This is a genomic window from Candidatus Merdisoma sp. JLR.KK011 (assembly GCF_036941125.1).
Lineage (GTDB): Bacteria > Bacillota > Clostridia > Lachnospirales > Lachnospiraceae > Laedolimicola.
In genome coordinates this window covers 1176062-1195639 of the sequence record NZ_JAYWSZ010000003.1, presented here as the reverse complement: position 1 = coordinate 1195639, position 19578 = coordinate 1176062, and the positions used below count along the sequence as shown (strand labels likewise).

Here is a 19578-nt window from a genome sequence, read left to right as displayed (position 1 = left end):
CAAATAGACATGCCAGCATGTCCGTCTGGCTCTCTACCTGTAAGAATAACACTGCCTACAGCCGTCCCCGGCTCAACCAAAAGACCTGCTGCCCACAGCTTCTCCCACTGCCACATTATCCATATAATCCAAAGCATGAATCACCCATGCTCCCTAATCCGCTCCCGCAGTTCCCGGAAAAATTCCTTCCCCCGGATACGCTTTCCCTCCCGCACCCGCTCTTCCTCAAACCGGAACCTGATCTCCAGTTCCTCCACAGAAAAATCCTTCCGGAAATTCCGCCATGTCTGCGCCTCCCATTCCAGAAGCTGCTCCCACAGCTCCGGGAACTCCCGCCGCAGCGTCCGCAGTTCCTCCAGCCCCTGCAGAGGGCAGCACCAGCAGGATACCCGGTCAAACAGCCGGTACAGCCCGCCCCAGTCATACCCCCGCTCATAGCAGTAAGCCAGACAGTCCTTCTCCGTCATCCCCCACTCCACCAGGGGATACCGGTATTCCTTCACCCTCTGGGGCTCATCCGCCGCAATGCCGATATACTGCACAACCTCATACCGCTTCCGCAGCCCCGAAAGGTATTTATTAATCACCGCCGTCTTCAACATAGAAGTACACCACCGGTTCTTAGGCCCCGCCCAGCTCATCCCCGGCTTATCCGCATAGGGAGAATCCGGGACCGGCAGCTCCTTTTCCAGCCTCCCCACATGCTCATACATCTGGGGAAATTCCAGCCCCGTGTCACAGAACATCACAAAGGCCAAAGGCCAGCCTTCTTCCACCAACCGCAGAAGCATAGCCGTGGAATCCTTCCCGCCGGACAGCGAAGCCGCATACAGCTTTTCCTTTCCGCCGTCCTCACGCACCCGGCATGGCGGCACTCTTCTCCGCCATCTCTTTCTGCAGGTTCAGCCTCACAGCCTCCCCATAACCTTCCATCCCGTTCGCCTTACAGTAATTCCGCACAATGTCACGGGACAGCCCCACGGCAGAGGCCACAGCCTTATAGCCCTTCCCCTGCATCCGAAGCTCCCTAATCCGCTCCGCCTGTTCCTTCGTCATATCTTCACCCCCAAATAAAAAGAGCCAAAAAAACACCCTTTTCCGACAGTTTTTCAGCCCCAAAATGCAGGATTTATAAAGGCTCCCGGAACCGCTCCACCCCCGGAAATCCTTATAAATCCCGCATTTATGTATACCGGGATAATGTGCCACCTATCCCCCCTGCCAATTTCTGCGAAAATTCACATTTGAGGGGGCGGCGGTGTCCAGGGGGACGGCTTCTGGAGATTCACACCGCCCCTCCCCTCCGGCTCCCGGCAGAACCTACAGCTCACGGAAAAAATCTTTGTGAAGATCACCGGCCAAATTTTACTGGAGATCCACACGGTTCCCCGGTAAAATAGTAGTCAGCACCACACCAAATCCAAAGGAGGCACATGTCTATGAAATCAAAGCTGATCAAAGTAATCACTTCCTCACGTCTTACCTATCCCAAAAACCCTTTTGACGACACCAAATACATCCGGACACCTAAAATCCAGATAGAAGGAAACTGGCTGGAATCCCTCGGCTTCCACATCGGGGACCGCCTGCAGGTGGATTATGAAGAAGGCTCCATACACATCCACCCTGCGCCGCCGGAATCGGAATGTCCCGCTTAACCTGCATTCAAGAACACTGCAAAAAGCCTTGGAATTTCCCAGGGCCTTTTTGCTGTCAATACTTATATTCCTGATATCTGTCTTCGGTCATAGTCTTACTGTCATGGCAGCTTTTACAAAGCGCCTGCCAGTTCGATTCATCCCAGAACAGCTTCTCATCCCCTCTGTGCGGCACGATATGGTCAACCACCTCCGCCTTCACGAACCGCCCTTTCTCCTTGCACTTCTCACACAGCGGATGCCATTTCAAAAAACTTTTCCTCGCTTTCCGCCACCTGCCGTCATACCCACGCCCGGAAGCATCCACACGGTCAGCCCTGTGCAGTGCCGCATGTTCCTCACAGAACTCCCCGTCCGTCAGCTTCGGGCATCCCGGATGCCTGCACGGCTTCTTCGGTCTCCTCGGCATGACTACCACCGCCTCACTCCGCCGTAATACTTATCCGCTATGGCATCCTGCTGATGCTCCGGCAGGCTCCTTAACCGTTCCCTCGCTTTCTCCAAAGACCGCTCCTGTTCCTCTTTCGTCTTATGAAAACCGCAGGACTTCCCCTGGCACTGCCTTCCAATCACGCCACAGTACCCATTCCTGCATACCGCAAAACAATCCATCAAAATCTCCTTTCCATCCCCTCAATCTCAAAAAAGGCAGCGGTGAAAGGATGAAGCCCGCTGCCCTGCAAAGACAAAAGAAAAAGCCCCATGGACATATCCACAGAGCTCCTTACAGTTCTTCGCATTCTAAGAATACCACAGCTTCCAATAAACTTTCAATAAACCCTTACCGTACCTTTACTAAACCATTACCCAACCATTACTAAACCAAAGCCCGCCAATCATTCCAGAAGGAACCGCCCCACCGTCTTCTCCCGTATCATGTACAACTCCTTCATCTCCGCCAAAGCCTTTTTCCTGTACTTTGCTATCATCGTCTCGCTCACATTATACTTTTCCGCCATCTCACGCCATGTCATCTCATCAACCACCATGTCCCGTACCACCTCCGGCAGCCTCCCGCTCAACTGCCCCACGGCATACTCAAAAAACTCCAGTTCTTCCTTCACCGCCTGATACCGCCCCAGCAGATACTCGAACCAGTCATCATCCAGCCGCTCCTTCACCTGCCGGTACTTCACCGCCGTATTCCCCGTCTTATCCGAAGTCCCGCCGCCCTGCACCTTCTCCCCTGGGGCTGCCCCAAACACATACTCCTTATCACGTCCTCATACGGCACACCCTCAAACCGTGACAGCTCAAACTCCAAAAGCCCCATATCCTTCTTCCAGCTCCGGTATTCCTTAAACAGCTTCTCTATCTCCATCCTTTCCGCCTCCAATCCTCGCCCTCACCGCATCCACAAGCGCCGCCTGTCCGCAGTCCTTCCTCTCCAGGGCCGCCATCACCCGCTCATCCAGCGTCCCCTTCGCTATCAGATGGTGGACCACCACCGTATCCTCCTGCCCCTGCCGCCACAGCCTTGCGTTTATCTGCTGGTACAGCTCCAAAGACCAGGTAAGCCCGAACCATACCAGCGTGGAGCCTCCCGCCTGCAGGTTCAGCCCATGCCCCGCAGAAGCCGGATGGATCACCGCCACCGGGACCTCCCCGGCATTCCACCTTTGCATATCCTCCGCCGTGTCCAGCTCCACCGCCCCAACCCTCTCCCGTATCCGCTCCAGGTCATGCCTATACCAATACGCCACCAGCACCGGCTTCCCGTTCGCCGCCTCAATCAGATCCTCCAGCGCTTCCAGCTTCCGGTCATGGATACGCTTCACCTTCCCGTTCTCGTCATAGACCGCCCCGTTCGCCATCTGCAGCAGCTTATTGGAAAGCCCCGCCGCGTTCACCGCATCAATATCCCCGTCCGCAAACGGCAGCAGCATATCCCTCTCCAGCCGTTCATACAATTCCATCTCCCTCCCGCTCATGGAAACCTCCACCCAGTTATACACACACTCCGGCATATCCAAATAGTCACAAGCCCTCATACTGATACAGATATCAGAGATCAATCCATAAATCGCTTCCTCCGCCCCGTCCCTGGGCTTATAGGAAAATACCATCTGCCTGCTCCGCTTATCCGGCAGAAAAAACCGTTCCCGGTATCCGCCGATAAACCGCCCCAGCCTCTGCCCCATATCCAGCAGCCCAATCTCCGCCCACAAGTCAATCAGCCCGTTCGGTGCAGGCGTCCCGGTCAGCCCCACAATCCGCCTCACCCTCGGCCGGACCTTCTTCAAAGCCTTAAACCGCTTCGCCCTATGGGACTTGAAAGAAGACAGTTCATCAATCACCACCATGTCAAAATCCCACCTGCCGGAATCCACCAGCCACTCCACATTCTCCCGGTTGATGACATACACCTGCGCCTCCCGCTCCAAAGCCGCCAGCCGCTCCTTCTCCGGCCCCAGCACCTTTGACATCCCAATCCCGGACAGATGCTCCCACTTCTCCAGCTCCCCCCCCAGGTATCCCTCGCCACCCGCAGAGGCGCAACCACAAGCACCTTCCGGACATCAAAATAATCAAACAACAACTCCCACACCGCCGTCAGCGTGATCACCGTCTTCCCAAGCCCGCAGTCCAAAAACAGCGCGCTCACCCTCTCCCTGATGATAAACTCCTTCGCATACTCCTGATACTCATGGGGAACATATCTCATCCAGCACACCTCCAATCTGTTCCACCCCGTCCATCACATAGACCGGAAACCCCAGTCCCTCCAACTGCCTCTTCCGCTTCTCCTGCAGCGGCCTCAATCTCTTCCCAGGCGCCTTCAGCTCCACAAAAGCAACCTTCCCTCCCGGCAACAAAACAATCCGGTCCGGCACCCCATCCAATCCGGGCGAAACGAACTTCACCGCCATGCCGCCCAGCCGCTTCAACGATACGGCCAGCCGCCGTTCAATCTCACTCTCCCGCATCCATACACCTCCGTCCCGTCACGGAACAAAGCCCGGAACATGGATACAAAAAATCCCTTATACCTTATACGTGTATATATCACGTACAAAACCGCTTCTTTTTCTTATTACCCATACCCCACTAAGAGATTCTTGTTCCCTTGTTCCAGCCTGCCCCGCAACCCTTGATTTTACAGAATCCCCTGTATGGGAACTACCGTCAGAACAAACTCCCTCTTGTTCCGCTGGTTCCGTTCTGCCTTGTTCCACCACAGACAGACTTGTTCCACCTATTTCCCGTCTCGTTCCCGCACATACGCCCTCTGTTTCCCGTAAATCGGAAAACCGGACATCCCGTTCTTCGTCTCCGCATACTTCCCCCATCCCTCAATCTTCCGCATAATGCCGCTGATCTCATAGGAATCTATCTTTTTCAGCGCAGAGGACTCCCGCCCAAAACACTCACACCAGATCTCCATATTGCACACCATCATCCGGCGCACCGTACCAGTCTGCCGTTCCTCTCCAAACTCGCTGCCGTTCAGAAAATTCCTCCGGTCATACAGGCTCATGGAATCCCAGTTCTCCGGCAGGAGCGTGTCAAGATACGTCCGCACCAGCCCTTCCCGGTCATCCGTCTCCATAGCCTCCGCCTGCTGGGACACAGCCATGGCCGCAACCTCCCCCTCCAGGTACAGCCGCTCCCCGCCTTCATAGACAGCCTTCGCCTCCGCCCATACCTGCAGCACATCTTCCCCGGAAATTTGCCATGGCTTCTTCACACTCTCACCATTTACCCGTACCGGCCAGAAGCGCCGGTTCCCGGTAATGTCCCGCAGAAACCCGCTCTCCGTGTTCGTACTCCCCACGATCACGCACTGCCTTGGGTGGCTCTCCACATTCAGCCCATAGCTGGCCCGGTACTTGTCATCCACCCTGGAAAGAAAAGACTTCACCGTCTCCACGTCCGTCTTCTTCATCCCCGCAAGCTCCCCCAGCTCCAGAATCCAGTACCCCTGCAGCTTCTCCGGCCCCGACTTATCCCGCATGTCCGTAAGCGTCAGGCTGTCCGAAAACCACGCCCCCGCAAGCCTGGCAAACAGCGTGGACTTCCCGATCCCCTGCGGCCCGTTTAAAATCAACACACTGTCAAACTTCGTCCCCGGCTGGTAGATCCTCGCCACGGCCGCCGCCAGCGTCTTTCTAATGACCGCCCTCGTATATGCGGAATCCTCCGCCCCCAGATAGTCCGCCAGCAGCGTGTCAACCCGCTTCACCCCGTCCCACTCTGGCAGGGCATCCAGATACTCCTTCACCGGATGGTATGCCCGCTCCGAAGCCACAGCCAGCAGAGCGTCCTTCGTCTTCGTGGGCGCATACACCCCGTACCCCTTATTCAGATACACCTTCAAAGACGCAAAATCAGAATCATTCCACCCCGGCTTGATCTGCTTCCAGGGCAGACCCTCCCCGGCATCAATCCCGTCCCTGTGCAGATTAAAAGCGATAGACTGCAGGCCCTCATCATGCCGGATCGCCAGCACCAGATTATCCAGCGTGTCCTTCACCTTCCCCTGCCGGTCCAGTTCCAGCCCCTTGCGCCAGTCATCCTCCCCGGAAAACTCCCTCTTGGCAGACTCCGCCCGTTCCTCCGCCAGCGTCAGCTTCACCCTTTCGTCACTAACCGCAAACTCACTCATAGCCCTAAAAGACGGCAGCTTACAAGCCTCCGTATCCTCCGAAGCCCTCACGTCCAGCTCCCCGAACCTGTGAATCCGCACCATATCAAAAGCATTCATCAGCTTCCCGCAGGCCGGGTCCGTGGCATGATGGGAATAAGCAAACCTCCCCTCATAGACCACCACCCCCGCCTGGGAATCCGCCGGGACATAATCATACCGCCCCTGCATCACACTCGGCCGGTACACATCAGCCAGAAACACCTCCACCGCTTCCTCAATCGAATACGTCCGGCAGAACGCCCCAACCACGCCCTCCTTCCCAAGCGGGTCCGCCTGCTTCTTCATCTCCCTCAATACCACCGCCTGCTGCCGCCCGCTCACCGGCCACTCCGAAGAATCCCACCAGTCCCTATACCTTGCAAGCACCACATCCGGGTCCAGTATCTCCCCCGCAACATCCCGGAACACAAACTCCCCGTCCGCAGACGTGGACGGCCAGTACATCAGGCGGGACGGCTCATAAGTGGTATCGTCAAACAGCTCCATCCCGATATCCTCCGCCACCTTCCGCGCCACCGCCGCGTACTCGTCCGGCGACACATTCCTAGATAAAGGAATCACCAGCCGGAACCTGGGCGCCTCCGGCGTATGCTTATGCGTAGAATAGATCAGACACCGGAAATCAAAAAACAACTCCATCTGCTCCGGTACATCCCCCACGGCATGGTCCATATCCAGCGTCAGCGCGGACCGGAACACCACACAGTCCTTCTTCCGCCTGCCGCCCTTCAACTTCCCCATCACAAAACCGCCCACGTCCTTAATGGAATCCTGCCTCGCCTTGGACAGCTTCCGGTACTGCTCCACCGTCTCCGCCGTCCGCACCGTCCGGGAAATCCTCCGGACAAAATCCTCCAGCTCCATCTCCCCGCCGTTCCACCGCTTCTCCATCCTCGAATTGCCCGTAGAAACAAAAACCTTCATACACACATACCCCCATTCTCCCCTGTCAATTTCCTTCCCGCATCATTCCCGTACCCCATAAAAAACGTCCTCCTACTGTTTCTGATAAAACCCACACTCATACCCGTCCGCCCGCAGCGGCAGCCCCTCCGCCCAGGACGGGCAGACCGCCATCATCTCGCACATTTCTTCCACAGAGCCGGTCCTCTCCGGCACCTCCGCAATGATCTCATCATGGCAGTGCATCACAATGGGATAGCCTTTCCTCTCCACCCGCAGCATAGCCTCCGCCAATAAATCCCTGGCCGTCCCCTGCACGATATTCTCCACCAGCTTAGGCCCGTAAGTCTCAATCCGCCCCCACTTCTTATTCTCCAAAATCCCCTCATAAGTCAGGCCCTCCCGCCCAAACCTGTTCACCCCCATCCTCGGCTTCACATACGCCAGCCTCCGCCCGGACGCAAGCATGACAAACAGAATCCCGCTCCTGTACTCAAACGCGATCCTCCCCGCCCGTGTCCTCGTTCTCTTCACCACAGCCTCCACAGCCGCCTTATCCACATCCCACCAAAACTGCGTGATATGCGGGTTCGCCCTGCGCCATACCGCCACCAGGGACGGCAGCTCCTCCTCCGAAAGCCCCATATCCAAAGCCCCCATAGAAATCAGCGCCCCCGCAGCCCCGCCGTACCCCAGGCCAAGCTCCGCGATCTTCCCCTTCTGCCGCAGAGGGGAACCCTTCGTCACTTCCTCCACCGGCACATGGAACATAGCGGCCGCCGAAGCCTCATAAATCTTCCCATGGGAAGAAAACACCTCCAGCCGCCACGTCTCCCCCGCAAGCCACGCCAGCACCCGCGCCTCAATCGCAGAAAAATCCGCCACCACAAACCGGCACCCCTCCTCCGGCACAAACGCCGTCCGTATCAGCTCCGAAAGCACCTCCGGCGTGGAACCGTAAAGCATCTCCACATCCTCAAACCTCCCCTCCCTCACAAGCCCCCTCGCCAGCTTCAGATCCGGCAGATGGTTCTGCGGGAGATTCTGCACCTGCACCAGCCTCCCCGTCCGCCCCCTCGATCAGCTCCGCCACCGCCTTCCTGGACAGGCTCTCCGCCTCCACCCCGTTCTCCCCCAGCCAGCCCTTCAACTGCGCCACAGAGTTGGGATTTTCAAGCCCAGTAAGCTCATATGCCCGCTCCGTCACAACCTCCTTATGCAGACGCTCACACCTCACCGCCTGCCGCACCAGCCCCATATCCACCAGCACGCCCCGGTCATTGATCCGCTGGTCCAGCCGGTACACCTCCATCTCCCCCTCCGGTATCGGGAACTTCCCCAGCTTCCGCCGTATGGCCTTCTCCACATCCACGTCCCTCCTGCAGTAACGCTTGAACACCTCCCACTTCTCCGGCGCATGGCACGGCAGATTCCGCCTCCTGCCCCCGTTGGCCTTCGTAGGCTTACAAGGCACACAGAAATACCGTATCAGCTCCCTCCCCTCCTTCATCTTCCGCTCGTCCAGTCCCAGCACCGCCCCCACGTCCTCCAAAGACCTTGGCAGCGCCAGCACAGCCGCCTGGACCGCGCTGCAGTGCCAGGAATCCGGCGGAAGATACCGCCCGAAATACTTAGAAAGACACGTCCGCTCAAAATTCGCATTGAACGCCGTCTTCACCACAGAACCGTCAAAAACCGCCTCCACAACATCCCCCGGAAGCACCTCCCCCTGCGCCAGATCTATCACCCTGGTCTCCCCACCGTCAAACGAATAGGCAAACAGCAGGACTTCAAAAGCAGGGCTGTCCGCATAAGCGTAAACCCCGCACTTTATCAAATCCACATCACTGAACGTCTTAATATCAATCCCTAAAATCCGTCCCATAACACCACCGCTCCCTTCCTCCTGTAATTCTCCCCAGCGGGAAACGGGCGGCAGTCCCCCGCCGCCCCCACAAACCTATCCCAGGAAATCTTCCTCGTCATCCACTTCCACCGCGTCAAAATCATCCTCGGCGTTCGTCCTCCCACCCAAAGATTCCCCGTCCCGCAGCTTCTGGATATTCCCCAGCCCCGCCGCGATCCCACGGTTCCCGTTGCTGTTGAACCCGTAAAAATTCACACTGATCCGCCCATAACACCCGGAATACACCTCCGACTGGTCCAGGATCGGCTGCACATTCTTATCCACCACCTGCGGCGTCTGCTTACTATTTGCATTAAAGAAATAACTGTCCGCATAAGCCTCATCCTCCGGCCGGTCAATATCCCCGTCCCGCAGCGGCAGCTTCAAATTCGCCGGGACCTTCCCGCCCCACTTGGAAACCGAATCCTTCTTCGCCTGCTCAATCGCCCTCTGAATCTTCCCAATCGTCTCCGTGTCCGACTTCGGAATGATAGCCGACACCGAATACTTCGGGTCCCCGTCATTCACCGCATTAGGCTCCCAGCAGTGCAGATAAGAAAACCTGCAAGGTACGATCACTTTTGTCAAACTTACATTTTCGTTACTCATAAATTCATTCCTCCTTAAAATCCGCCTCCGCCGTCGCCAACACTTCCTGCCTCTTATCCGACTCCGGCACCAGCGTAATCTTCCCCTGGGGCTTATACACCAGCTTCCCCAGGACCTCCGCAAACCTCTTCTTACCCATCAGCTTCTCCATCTCCGTAATCCCGATCAGCGACCTCTTATAAATATCCTCATACCCGGCAGCCACAGCCGCCTCCGCCGCCTCTTCCTCATCCGTATACTTCCGGCAGCTCCTGCCCTCCACCAGCTTGAACCCGGCCCACTTCTTCCCCTTGGACACAGCCTCGTCCTGGGCATAGGCATACACATCCGCAGACCACCTGGCCAGCTCGTCCGCCGCCTTCAAGACCTCCGCCACCTCGTCATCCGTCAAAAGCGCCGGAACCTTAAACTCCATCTGCGCCAGCCTCAAAAATCCCTCCGCCCGCGCCCTGCAGGTATTCTTCGCTTTACAGAACCGGCACCAGGAACCGCTCCGAAACTCCCCCTCGCCCGCAATGGCAAGGGCCGCCCTGGGCTTCAATTCTTTATCCACCCACTCCATCAGGTCAGATACGGAAATCTCCCAGGTACTCACCGATTCCAGCCGCGGCTGATAAATAGCCATACGCACTGTCTCAATATCATAGATCGCCCCGAACAGCTCCAGAGCGCCCAGCCCATACAGCATCATCTGCGGGTTCCACTCCGCATCCACCGCAACGCCCTTCCCGTACTTCAAATCAACCACCGTCAGCACCCGGTCCGCCACGATCAACAGATCCCCTGTGCCGAACCCCTCCGGCACATAAGCCGAATAATCCAGCCGCTGCTCGATCAGCACCACCGGGTCCTTACACTCCTGCCTGGCAAGCTCCACCTGCTCCATGGCATAAGCCACATACCCGTCCGTGCATTCCTCCATCTCGTCACACTGGTAATCCGACACCGGACGCTTGGACCTCCGTTTCAGGCACCGTTTCAGCTTATGCTCCGCAAGGGCATGGGCGGCAGTCCCTTCCTCCGCATACACACTATTTCCCGTCTCTTCCGCAAACTGCTCTTCCATCCTTGCGGACGGCGTACAGTTCAGCCACCGCCTAGAAGAAGACGCCGACAACAACGCATGTCTCCCCATAATCAAAGCACCTTCGCTTCCTTCAAAAGCGCCGGGTAATGCTCCGGGTCCACCCCGGACAGCTTCACCGCCCCGTATTTCTGTAGCAGCTCCTTGATCCCCTGCGACTTCCCCTCCTGGGTCTTCTGCGCCATCACCGCCCGCACATCCTCAATCGCCACAGCCTTCTTAGAATCCGCCGCCTTCTTATCCACCTTCTTATCCGCTTCCCCGGCCTTCTGCCCCTTCCCGGAACCAGAATCCCCGGCCTCCGCAGCACCGGTCTCCACGGCATCCCCGGCCTCTCCCGCTTTCCCGGCAGTATCCACAACAGCATCAGCCTCCGTCACAGCCGCATCCTTCTCCGCCGTATCAGCAGCACCGTTCCACTCCATACCGGCAAGCCCCCTAAGCCCGTCCGCCACCATGGAAAACCCGTCCGCGATCCTCAACAATTCACTTCCCATCTTGCAATCCCTCCATATCTTCCAATCGTTCTATCAGTTCCTCGGAGTACATGGCGCACACCAGCATCTCCTTCCCAATCTCCGGGCGGCTGAAATACTGCGCCTTCTCCCCGTACCTCTTTTGTACCTCCGCCTCCATCAGCCTGCGCCGCTCGCCCCTCTCAAAGCCGAACACCCAGATCCCGTCCGCTTTCTCCATCAGCCTGGACACCAGAATCCCCTCCACAGCGCTCCCAAGCTCATCCTTGAAAATCCCGTGGAAACAAAGGAACGGACTCACCGGGATCTTCCCCTTATGGGCCGCATACCGGCAGTATTCCTCCGCCCTCTGCCGGTCCAGCTCCTCACTCCCCGTCAGATGCGTCAAAACCAGCACCATCTCCATGCCCGTTCCCTCCTTCCATGCCTTCCGGCTCCATGAACCTCACCCCGATCCCATGCTCTGCGGCAAAAGCGATCTCCGAAGCCATCCCTTCCGTGGCCTCCCCGAACACCCACACCTCGTCACAGCACAGGAGCAGCTCCAGCCCCATGGCAAGCCCCGCCTGCCGCTCCGCCTCGATCCCCTCATTCAGAAACTGCGGGAACAAAAGATGCGGCGCAACCGGCAGGAACCCTCTCTCGCAGGCCGCCCGGCAGTACCCGGCCGCCTTCCTTGCATTCCCCTCCATGTCCCCACGGAAAGGGCTGCAGATAAACACCTTCTTACGCATCACCACTTCCATCCTTTCTTCGCTTTCCGTCTGCCGGCCACTGCCGCCGCACCGGATTCATACGCCTGCACACTTTTCTCAATCTGCATCAGCTTCACCGCCAGGCTCTTGGCCACAATGCTGATCGCCTGCAGGATACCAATAAGCTCCTGCGTATTCTCTCTTTCCACTGCCTTCATCCCTCCTTTCCGGGGCTGTCGTATCTATCCCCTTCACTGCCGTAATGACACTTTTTTTAAAATAGGCAACGAAATCCTAAAACTTTTTCAAAAACCATTCGACACAGACAAAAAATATTGTCGAACGCCCCCATATCACACATCTATCCCCCTCTCTCGAAAAAAGCGGCGCAGCTTTTCCAGCACCTTATTCTTACGGAAATCCAGCGTCCGCCGGTTCTTCCCGCTAACCCTCGCATACTCATAGACACTCATTTCCTCCCCAAACACCTTCTCCGCTATCTCCCTTTCTTCCGGCAGCAGGTTATCCAGAGCGTCCTTCAATACCCCCAGCAGCATCCTCTTCTCCGCCAGTTCCTCCGTATCCTCCGCAAACAGTTCATTCCTCATGTCGTTCTCCTTCCATTCCTCATAAGACTCCTCCGTATACCCCTTTTCCTCCATCGCCTCCCGGTTCCTCTGCTCCCTCTTCTTCTGCCTCCACCACGGGCGGAAATACCTCTGGTACTCTTCCTCCGTGACCTCCATCCTCACTTCCTCATTCCCAGACCTGATGGTAACGATCCTCTTTCCAGACATAAAGCGTTCCTTTCTTTACGCCTTCGTAAAGCCAGAAACGCCGGAAGCTCTATGCGGGACAATTCCGTAAAACCAAAAAAGGCCGGAGTAAGCTACTTAATTCCTAGCTTTACTCCGGCCATTCGGTGACTCGACACTATGCGGTCCCACTCGCTCGGTCGTAAAAATACATTCAGTTCTTCAATCCTGCACGGGCTGGCAGCACAATCCTCACAATCTTCCCGCAGTGCGGACACCGCAGTTCAAAAGCAATTTCATATGCCCGGTCCCGCCTCACGTCCAGGAGCCTCCTGCCGCACAGCGGACAGACCTTCTTTTCCCCCACGCCGCCTCCTTTCCTGCCACTACAGGGACAGCGGCACGGCATCCATGCCATAATTTTCCATGCATAATCCAAGTATTCCCCATTTCCCGCAGGATAAACACCACAACGCAAAAAAAGACGGCCCCCGCACCCTCGCAGAAGCCGTCCCGCTTATGTACCTATCTTTTCTTTTGCTTTTTCTTCTCACTCTTTGGTTCCCAGTACACCGTAACAATATGATTGCAGTTCGGGCACCTGGTCTGTGCCTCCACTGGCTTCGGGGATTCCGTGCAGATATCCATAATACGCTTTCCGCACCTTGGGCATTTCAGTCTCTCCATTCATGTCCACCTCCTCGTATACAGCCCCGGTTCCTGGCTGCCGGGGCTCTAACCTGGCGATTGTCTCATTGTCTACCTCCTGTCAAATTTCTATCAACACTTTCCCGTCAGGAAAGCCTTCTTCCTCATGTGCCTCCGTCTATCTCTTCCGTCCTATCACAAACACGTCCAAACCGCCGCCCATGCCTATAAATCTCCTGAACCTCTCTCCCTCCATCCCGGCACATATTTACGCGCTATCCCAGATCAAATCCATATCCAGATCCAGATCAAACCGTGATACCTTCATCTGGCCGTGTTATTGACATAATCCTATATATAAAATCCAACCTCCGCTCCTAAAATGAATCCAAATATTCCTGGAGCCTATCCACAAACTGTCCAACATGTATCCCATCCACAAAAGAATGATGAGCCTGGACCGATACGGGCATGACAATCTTACCATCCTTCTCATAATACTTCCCCCAGTCAAACAAAGGCGTCGCATTATCCTTTTTTCCGGAATTGGTATGTGAAATATGCGTATAGGTAATCCACGGCATAGGCGAACACTGGAACACATCATTTCCAAGAGGGCCTGTAAAATATTCCTTCTGCTCCCTTGCAATCCTCCCCGCCGTCTCCACATATTCCTGGATACTGCCCCGAAGCGGCACATTGACCACTTTGAACAGCCCCGTATCCTGATTCAGATAAGTAAACGCAGTATCAATATGCTCAAAAAGAACCACCTTCCCATCCAGAAAACGATACCGGAACGCTTCAATCTCATCCGCGCATTTACATACCGCATACACAAACGCAAGCGTAAAAGAAAGATCCTGCGCCTTCACCTTCCGCCGGAAATTCGTGATATCCGCCTCAAATGTCACACAGAAAGCAGGCTCCACGCTTCCCCTGAAAACTATACAGTGCATGGCCCTCTCCCAATTTTTCTCGTCTATCACCTGATAAGTATTCATCCCAGCTCCTCCCTTTTGTTTCCCCACACATTTCATTTTCTTTTGGCAAATTTCTCTTTTGCGTATTCATATGCTTCCCGAATATACGGCCTCAAAGCCTCAAAAGTCTCTTCCGATGGGTTCAGCACACACATCCACCCCATCCACGCATAGACCGGATGCGGCAAAAAACAGTCAGCCGCAGAAAAATCATAATCCATTTCCACAACCCCGCCTGCCCCCGGACGTTTTGGCACAGCCCCGAACAGCTTCACAAACGTATCCTTACGGACACCCAGGTTCACCCGGTAAACCCCCGGCCTGTCCAGCTTAGAGCCTTTATCATTATCCCCGTCCTTCTCCTTGACCGTCAATATGTACACGCCCCTTTTCAGCACACGTCCGGGATTATAAAAAATCCCCTTTTCTCCCCAGCTCTCCACAAGGACGCTGCCCTCCAGATTTTCCAGACAATACTTCAATATCTCATCCGGCTTCATATCCCACCCCTATACTTTCCAAATCCTTTTTATAAATCTCCAATTCATAAGTTTTCCCACTGCGCTGGTCTGTCCTCCGCTCCGAATACTGATAAGTCAATCCACAGGATAAGGCCAGTGCCCTTGAAGCAAGATTCCCTGCCCGTGTAGAATAATAAAATTCCTGCCCGTCTAAAGAAATACAGTATTCCATCAATAAACGCAGAATCTGTTTCCCATATCCCCTTCCCACATACTCTGGCCCCAGGGCAATACCAGTCTCATGAAAAATACGCGGCTCTGTTTCCTCCACTCCGGCAAAACCAATGGCCTGCCCGCTGCCCCTCTCATAGACCAGCCACGCATCATGGGTTTCCTGCCACGCGATTGTCCTCTGTATCCTCTCCCTGGCCCCATCCTCATCAGCCGTCACTTTCCATACCATATATTCTGCTGTTTCCGGCCTTGACCACACATTCCGGTATATCGATCTCCAATCCTCATATTTTGCCTTTCCTAGAATAATATCTTCTGTCTCCATCCTGCCTTCATCCCTCATAAATACCCCCATCACAGCCAGACCGCCCAGTCTCCGTAATCAAAAGTTCCGCTCCCATGACGCAGTTTCCCGCTCTCCTTCAATCCCCGGAAAGCATCCCTCATACGGCCGATGATCTCCGGCTGGATATCCATGGAATGGTGCGCCGGAAACACCCTTTCCACAGGAAGAAGCGCCATCTTTTCCAGTGAGGAAAGATAAGCTCCCGGATCTGTAGATGGATAATACGCAAACAAGGTATCCTTGTAGATCAGATCCCCTGTAAAAAGGTATCCTCGCTCCGGTTCCCAAAAGCACATATGCCCCGGTGAATGTCCCGGCGTATGAAGCACCTTTATCATCCTCCCGCCAATGTCAATCTCTTCCCCGCCGTGCAGAATCATGGACGGTCTCCCCTGGAACATCTCATAGCTGCCCACATCATAACCTTCCGGCAGTTCACAACGGTCAACTACCATGCCCCTGACCGTTTCCATAGGCAAAGGAAATCCGCCCGACAGCCACCCCAGTTCCTCTTCATGGGCATAGAAATCCGGAAAATATTTATGCCCTCCGATATGGTCCCAATGGATATGCGTGGCAACAGCCGTAACTGGCTGGTCTGTCAGCTTCACCACCTCGTCATAAATATTACAGATCCCAAGCCCCGTATCGATCAGCAGGCTCCGCCCGGAACCATTCAGCAGATAACAATGTGTTTCCTCCCAATGCCGGTATTCGCTGATGATATAAGTATCCTCGTCTATCCTGTCAACCGTAAACCATTTATCCATCTGTTCCCTCCTGAAAATCTTTATCCCTTTCCATCTGCCGCCTTTTCCATTGTATGGTAACAGAGATAATCCCCGCCCCCTGTCTCAATCTTCTCATAGGTTTTTATCCGGTATCCCCGTTTCAAATACATACTTTCCGCCGGAAAAGACGCATCAATATGTACTGCCTGATATTTCCTGAAAACCATATCTTCCAGGAAATCCATCAGCCTGTTTCCATACCCCTTTGCCTGGCATTCCGGTAAGATAAACAGCCTGCAGATTTCATTCCCCCGGATGCTCCCGGTTCCCACAATTTCCCCCTGCACCTCCGCAAAATAAATATCTTCCCTGGCAAGCGCTTCCCTTATCCTCCGCTCGTTATGCAGATCCAGAAAAAACTGTACTACCCCAGAAGGATAATAATGGGGATAGACGGCCCTTATTGTCTTCTCCACGATCTCCGCAACCTTTACGGGACATTCCGCCCGCTTCAACTCCATACGAAAATCCACATTCCTCATCTGGCTGCCTCTTTCTCTCCAATTTCTATCATTTTAACATATTACCCTTTTCATCCAGCCATCTAAAAAGGCAAGCTGTTTATCTGTATGAAACCAATGCTCCCCATTTTCCATCACAGTAAGAGCCACATGATGACTACTGACAAACATGTCCACTGTCTGACGGGATATAAGGGTATCGTTTCCTGCATATAAGATCTCCGTAGGAATATTCCATGTTATTGGATTATCCCTGACGAAACATAAATATGTCCATGACAGCTTTTCTCCAAAATCAGTAATAATTTCCTCCTTTTCGCACAGTTCCCTCTCCGATACATCTGCCCACCCCATCATATCCAGTATAAGCCTTTCCATATCAAGTACAGGCGATATAAAGAAAGCCTTCTCAATATCACAATTTTGTAATGCGTGCATTGCAAAGTAAGCTCCTATACTATTCGCAATGATATAAATATGGTTATATCTTTCACAGGCTTTATCGTATGCCGCCCGAATCTGATCCTGCACAACCCACGGGACATCATCCTGGTAGTCTATCCCAACCATATCAAAGCCAATACAATTTTTCCTGTACTGTTCAACTTCCATATAACTTCCATTTTTTCCATGAATATATAAAATTACTTTTTCCATAAAATTGCCTCCATATAGCCAAAATCATCCTTTTCTCTGCTTTAATAGTTTCATCCCTAATAGAAAGCTAAACCCACCAAGCAATACAAAGAATAACCATACCGCATTCCAATAAATCGAATCTACATCAAACATCCACAACAAAAGTTTATTCCAAAATTCCAATCCAGACGCAATCGCATATAGATCAAATAGCACATAAGCGCCGCCAAATAGATATATCCATCTCCACCAATAGTTGTTACCCCGGCATTTCGTAAAAGTAAAGATTCCTAAAACGCACAATCCTGCCAATACTCCCATCAGCGTAAAGTAAAACGGCCCTTTACTTCCTAATATGCCCATCCAAAACCCGGCATAAGAATCTCTGTCTATCACTCCCCATATCCTATGCAGATGGAACAGCCCAAAAGCCATGAAGAACCATGGTTCCCATATTAACACTTTTTTCTCCATTCTAGTCTCCACAATGCCCAATCCAAATTCTAAAATCTATACTTCCTCTTTCAACAGAGAATACATTTTCATATCGATCACTTTCCCGTTTTTTACCGCATTATTTCTTAACGTCCCCTCATACTGAAAACCTGCTTTTTCCAGGACACGGCAGGATGCCGTATTATACGCAAATGGCTCTGCATAAATACGGAGAATATCACTTTTCTCAAAAACATATTTGCAGACCTGTTTTACAGCCTCTGTCATAATCCCTTTTCCCCAGTATCCTTCCGCAATATAATATCCCAGCTCGGCTGTCTGCCTGTGGATATTCCCCTGACGGAAAACACCGATACTTCCCACCACCCGTCCATCTGCAGTTATGGCAAAAGCAAATGTTTCATTTTCATCAGCAGACAGCATAGCAGAAATAAAATCCACTCCGTCTTGTTCCGTATAAGGATACGGCAACCCATCTCTAAGATTATCCTGTATTTTTCTATTGGAAAGAGCCGCCGCCAAATCCGCCGCATCCGCCAAATCCCATTTTCTTATTTTACAAATCACTTTTCCGCCTCCCTAATGGATCGTCTTCCATAACAGACTCTATTATACAGCATATCGCCCGCCAATGGAACGGACTTTCTAAGAACTTACCAAAAACAAATCAATACATATACAGCTACAATGTACTTACATAAGAAAATTCCGACATATATCAATATGCCAGAATTTTCCCTATTTTACCTTCAAGCCATATATTACGAACGCTTCCGTCCATTCATCTGAAACACATCATGCCCTTTGATACTCTTCACCGCCTGCCCCAGACTCCTGGCCCTCCCATGCTGATGATACGGCTGGGAAGCCCTGTGCTTATGAAAAATAACACACTCCCCCTCCCCCGGATACTCCGGATTATGGATATACCAGATATGCCCCGTATTCTTCGACTGGAGCGTCACATCATATTCCTCCACCAGAATAATGTTAAAATAAGACCTATCCAGCCTCCCGATCTCTTCCGCCCGGAACATCGGCCGCTCCCCCTTTCCCGAACCACGCCGCCAGCGCGTCCTCCACGATACCCGCCACATCCGCAGGCTTCACACTCCGCCACCGGCAGGCTGTAATAAATGCTCTCCCCCACCTTCACCGTACTGGGAATCCTCGTCTCAAACACCCGTATCTGCTCCTGGAAGTTCTCCGTCACTTCCTCCGTCAGCACCTTACACAGCTTCGTTCTGGACTCACACATGGTCATCAGGATACTCGCAATCCCAAGCCCCGGATTGATCCGCTTCCGTATCTTCACCACCGTCCGCAGAAAATCCTGCATCCCCATCATAGCCAGAAGCTGGGGATTCACCGTAATAATCACCTCGTCCGAAGCAGCCAAAGCATTAATCGTCAAAGTCCCAAGGGACGGGCAGGTATCAATCAGAATATAATCATACCTCTCCCGCAGCGGCTCCAGAATCCCGGACAGCATCTTCTCCGCCCCCATTTCCAGCCGCAGCTTTGCATCCACCACCGACAGATAAATAGACGATGGGATGAAATCCACCCCGTCCTTCGTCCGTATGTACCTCTTCGGGGATGGCATCTTCTCGTCCTCAATCCGCACCATCATCAGATGCCCAATAGTATCCTCCAAAACCCCCGTATCCTCCACGCCGAAACACGTTGTCAAGTTCGCCTGACTGTCAAAATCCACAGCCAGAACCCGCTTCCCCATCTTCCGCAGACAGTACGCCAGATTGAACGTAGTGGTAGTCTTGGCCGTACCCCCTTTTTGCGAACCGATCATATATATCTTTCCCAT

28 protein-coding genes and 2 pseudogenes are annotated in these 19578 nt (G+C 53.7%); 1 reads left to right on the top strand and 29 read right to left on the bottom strand.

Annotated elements, in window-relative coordinates; all coding sequences use genetic code 11:
- Nucleotides 1-140 precede the first annotated feature (140 nt).
- On the bottom strand, nucleotides 141-875 hold the full coding sequence (locus VV089_RS06735) for a phosphoadenosine phosphosulfate reductase domain-containing protein (protein WP_334335364.1): 735 nt from the start codon (nucleotides 873-875) through the stop codon (nucleotides 141-143).
- A complete protein-coding gene (locus VV089_RS06730; RefSeq protein ID WP_155962118.1) occupies nucleotides 853-1056 on the bottom strand; it encodes a hypothetical protein in 204 nt (67 codons plus the stop codon). The genes VV089_RS06735 and VV089_RS06730 overlap by 23 nt, the downstream gene beginning before the upstream one ends.
- A gap of 383 nt (nucleotides 1057-1439) precedes the next feature.
- On the opposite strand from VV089_RS06730, the gene VV089_RS06725 reads away from it, so the two are divergent.
- Nucleotides 1440-1658: a SymE family type I addiction module toxin gene (locus VV089_RS06725; protein ID WP_016220769.1), complete on the top strand. Its 219-nt coding sequence runs from the start codon at nucleotides 1440-1442 to the stop codon at nucleotides 1656-1658.
- Nucleotides 1659-1713: 55 nt separating this feature from the next.
- Here the strand turns inward: VV089_RS06725 and VV089_RS06720 are convergent, their stop codons facing one another.
- The 27 genes and pseudogenes from VV089_RS06720 to VV089_RS06590 form a co-directional block, all read right to left on the bottom strand.
- Nucleotides 1714-2067: an HNH endonuclease gene (locus VV089_RS06720; RefSeq protein ID WP_334335363.1), complete on the bottom strand. Its 354-nt coding sequence runs from the start codon at nucleotides 2065-2067 to the stop codon at nucleotides 1714-1716.
- 2 nt (nucleotides 2068-2069) lie between these two features.
- Nucleotides 2070-2270 (bottom strand): hypothetical protein, encoded by a 201-nt coding sequence (locus VV089_RS06715; protein ID WP_334335362.1) that lies wholly within the window; start codon nucleotides 2268-2270, stop codon nucleotides 2070-2072.
- Between the two features lie 224 nt (nucleotides 2271-2494).
- On the bottom strand, nucleotides 2495-2836 hold the full coding sequence (locus VV089_RS06710) for a hypothetical protein (protein ID WP_334335361.1): 342 nt from the start codon (nucleotides 2834-2836) through the stop codon (nucleotides 2495-2497).
- Nucleotides 2791-2979 carry a hypothetical protein gene (locus VV089_RS06705; protein ID WP_334335360.1) on the bottom strand — a complete coding sequence of 63 codons (189 nt, stop codon included), beginning with the start codon at nucleotides 2977-2979 and terminating at the stop codon, nucleotides 2791-2793. The genes VV089_RS06710 and VV089_RS06705 overlap by 46 nt, the downstream gene beginning before the upstream one ends.
- Nucleotides 2957-4323: pseudogene (locus VV089_RS06700) on the bottom strand (SNF2-related protein). The gene VV089_RS06705 and the pseudogene VV089_RS06700 overlap by 23 nt, the downstream one beginning before the upstream one ends.
- Nucleotides 4304-4585: a VRR-NUC domain-containing protein gene (locus VV089_RS06695; protein ID WP_334335359.1), complete on the bottom strand. Its 282-nt coding sequence runs from the start codon at nucleotides 4583-4585 to the stop codon at nucleotides 4304-4306. Before VV089_RS06695 ends, VV089_RS06700 begins: the two are co-directional and overlap by 20 nt.
- A 269-nt stretch (nucleotides 4586-4854) precedes the next feature.
- Nucleotides 4855-7230 carry a virulence-associated E family protein gene (locus VV089_RS06690; RefSeq protein ID WP_334335358.1) on the bottom strand — a complete coding sequence of 792 codons (2376 nt, stop codon included), beginning with the start codon at nucleotides 7228-7230 and terminating at the stop codon, nucleotides 4855-4857.
- 72 nt (nucleotides 7231-7302) lie between these two features.
- Nucleotides 7303-9094, bottom strand: a pseudogene (locus tag VV089_RS06685) (DNA polymerase).
- A gap of 75 nt (nucleotides 9095-9169) precedes the next feature.
- The gene (locus tag VV089_RS06680; protein ID WP_334335357.1) at nucleotides 9170-9724 is read right to left on the bottom strand and encodes a DUF2815 family protein; all 555 of its coding nucleotides are present in this window, start codon (nucleotides 9722-9724) and stop codon (nucleotides 9170-9172) included.
- A gap of 4 nt (nucleotides 9725-9728) precedes the next feature.
- The gene (locus VV089_RS06675) at nucleotides 9729-10859 is read right to left on the bottom strand and encodes a DUF2800 domain-containing protein (RefSeq protein WP_334335356.1); all 1131 of its coding nucleotides are present in this window, start codon (nucleotides 10857-10859) and stop codon (nucleotides 9729-9731) included.
- Between the two features lie 2 nt (nucleotides 10860-10861).
- Nucleotides 10862-11305: a hypothetical protein gene (locus VV089_RS06670; RefSeq protein ID WP_016220780.1), complete on the bottom strand. Its 444-nt coding sequence runs from the start codon at nucleotides 11303-11305 to the stop codon at nucleotides 10862-10864.
- Nucleotides 11295-11690, bottom strand: coding sequence for a DUF7768 domain-containing protein (locus VV089_RS06665; protein ID WP_334335355.1), 396 nt, complete (start codon nucleotides 11688-11690; stop codon nucleotides 11295-11297). The genes VV089_RS06670 and VV089_RS06665 overlap by 11 nt, the downstream gene beginning before the upstream one ends.
- The gene (locus tag VV089_RS06660; RefSeq protein WP_334335354.1) at nucleotides 11650-12018 is read right to left on the bottom strand and encodes a DUF7768 domain-containing protein; all 369 of its coding nucleotides are present in this window, start codon (nucleotides 12016-12018) and stop codon (nucleotides 11650-11652) included. Before VV089_RS06660 ends, VV089_RS06665 begins: the two co-directional genes overlap by 41 nt.
- A complete protein-coding gene (locus tag VV089_RS06655; RefSeq protein ID WP_016220783.1) occupies nucleotides 12018-12188 on the bottom strand; it encodes a hypothetical protein in 171 nt (56 codons plus the stop codon). The genes VV089_RS06660 and VV089_RS06655 overlap by 1 nt, the downstream gene beginning before the upstream one ends.
- 144 nt (nucleotides 12189-12332) lie before the next feature.
- Nucleotides 12333-12776 carry a DNA-directed RNA polymerase sigma-70 factor gene (locus tag VV089_RS06650; protein ID WP_016220784.1) on the bottom strand — a complete coding sequence of 148 codons (444 nt, stop codon included), beginning with the start codon at nucleotides 12774-12776 and terminating at the stop codon, nucleotides 12333-12335.
- 172 nt (nucleotides 12777-12948) lie between these two features.
- The gene (locus VV089_RS06645) at nucleotides 12949-13101 is read right to left on the bottom strand and encodes a hypothetical protein (protein WP_022745080.1); all 153 of its coding nucleotides are present in this window, start codon (nucleotides 13099-13101) and stop codon (nucleotides 12949-12951) included.
- Nucleotides 13102-13259: 158 nt separating this feature from the next.
- Nucleotides 13260-13421 carry a hypothetical protein gene (locus VV089_RS06640; RefSeq protein ID WP_334335353.1) on the bottom strand — a complete coding sequence of 54 codons (162 nt, stop codon included), beginning with the start codon at nucleotides 13419-13421 and terminating at the stop codon, nucleotides 13260-13262.
- A 338-nt stretch (nucleotides 13422-13759) separates the two neighbouring features.
- Nucleotides 13760-14386 (bottom strand): CatA-like O-acetyltransferase, encoded by a 627-nt coding sequence (locus tag VV089_RS06635; protein ID WP_016220786.1) that lies wholly within the window; start codon nucleotides 14384-14386, stop codon nucleotides 13760-13762.
- Between the two features lie 32 nt (nucleotides 14387-14418).
- Nucleotides 14419-14865, bottom strand: a complete 447-nt coding sequence (locus VV089_RS06630) for a DUF6194 family protein (protein ID WP_016220787.1) — start codon at nucleotides 14863-14865, stop codon at nucleotides 14419-14421.
- Nucleotides 14852-15403, bottom strand: a complete 552-nt coding sequence (locus tag VV089_RS06625) for a GNAT family N-acetyltransferase (protein WP_334335352.1) — start codon at nucleotides 15401-15403, stop codon at nucleotides 14852-14854. Before VV089_RS06625 ends, VV089_RS06630 begins: the two co-directional genes overlap by 14 nt.
- A gap of 11 nt (nucleotides 15404-15414) precedes the next feature.
- On the bottom strand, nucleotides 15415-16176 hold the full coding sequence (locus VV089_RS06620) for an MBL fold metallo-hydrolase (protein ID WP_016220789.1): 762 nt from the start codon (nucleotides 16174-16176) through the stop codon (nucleotides 15415-15417).
- Nucleotides 16177-16196: 20 nt separating this feature from the next.
- A complete protein-coding gene (locus VV089_RS06615) occupies nucleotides 16197-16679 on the bottom strand; it encodes a GNAT family N-acetyltransferase (protein WP_334335351.1) in 483 nt (160 codons plus the stop codon).
- A gap of 33 nt (nucleotides 16680-16712) precedes the next feature.
- Complete coding sequence (locus VV089_RS06610; RefSeq protein ID WP_016220791.1) at nucleotides 16713-17315, bottom strand: alpha/beta hydrolase; 603 nt, start codon at nucleotides 17313-17315, stop codon at nucleotides 16713-16715.
- 24 nt (nucleotides 17316-17339) lie between these two features.
- Nucleotides 17340-17771: a hypothetical protein gene (locus VV089_RS06605; protein ID WP_016220792.1), complete on the bottom strand. Its 432-nt coding sequence runs from the start codon at nucleotides 17769-17771 to the stop codon at nucleotides 17340-17342.
- A gap of 36 nt (nucleotides 17772-17807) precedes the next feature.
- Nucleotides 17808-18320: a GNAT family N-acetyltransferase gene (locus VV089_RS06600; protein ID WP_016220793.1), complete on the bottom strand. Its 513-nt coding sequence runs from the start codon at nucleotides 18318-18320 to the stop codon at nucleotides 17808-17810.
- A 194-nt stretch (nucleotides 18321-18514) separates the two neighbouring features.
- Entirely contained in the window at nucleotides 18515-18718 is a 204-nt protein-coding gene (locus VV089_RS06595; protein WP_334335350.1) for a hypothetical protein, read from the bottom strand.
- The gene (locus VV089_RS06590; protein WP_334335349.1) at nucleotides 18715-19578 is read right to left on the bottom strand and encodes a ParA family protein; all 864 of its coding nucleotides are present in this window, start codon (nucleotides 19576-19578) and stop codon (nucleotides 18715-18717) included. The genes VV089_RS06595 and VV089_RS06590 overlap by 4 nt, the downstream gene beginning before the upstream one ends.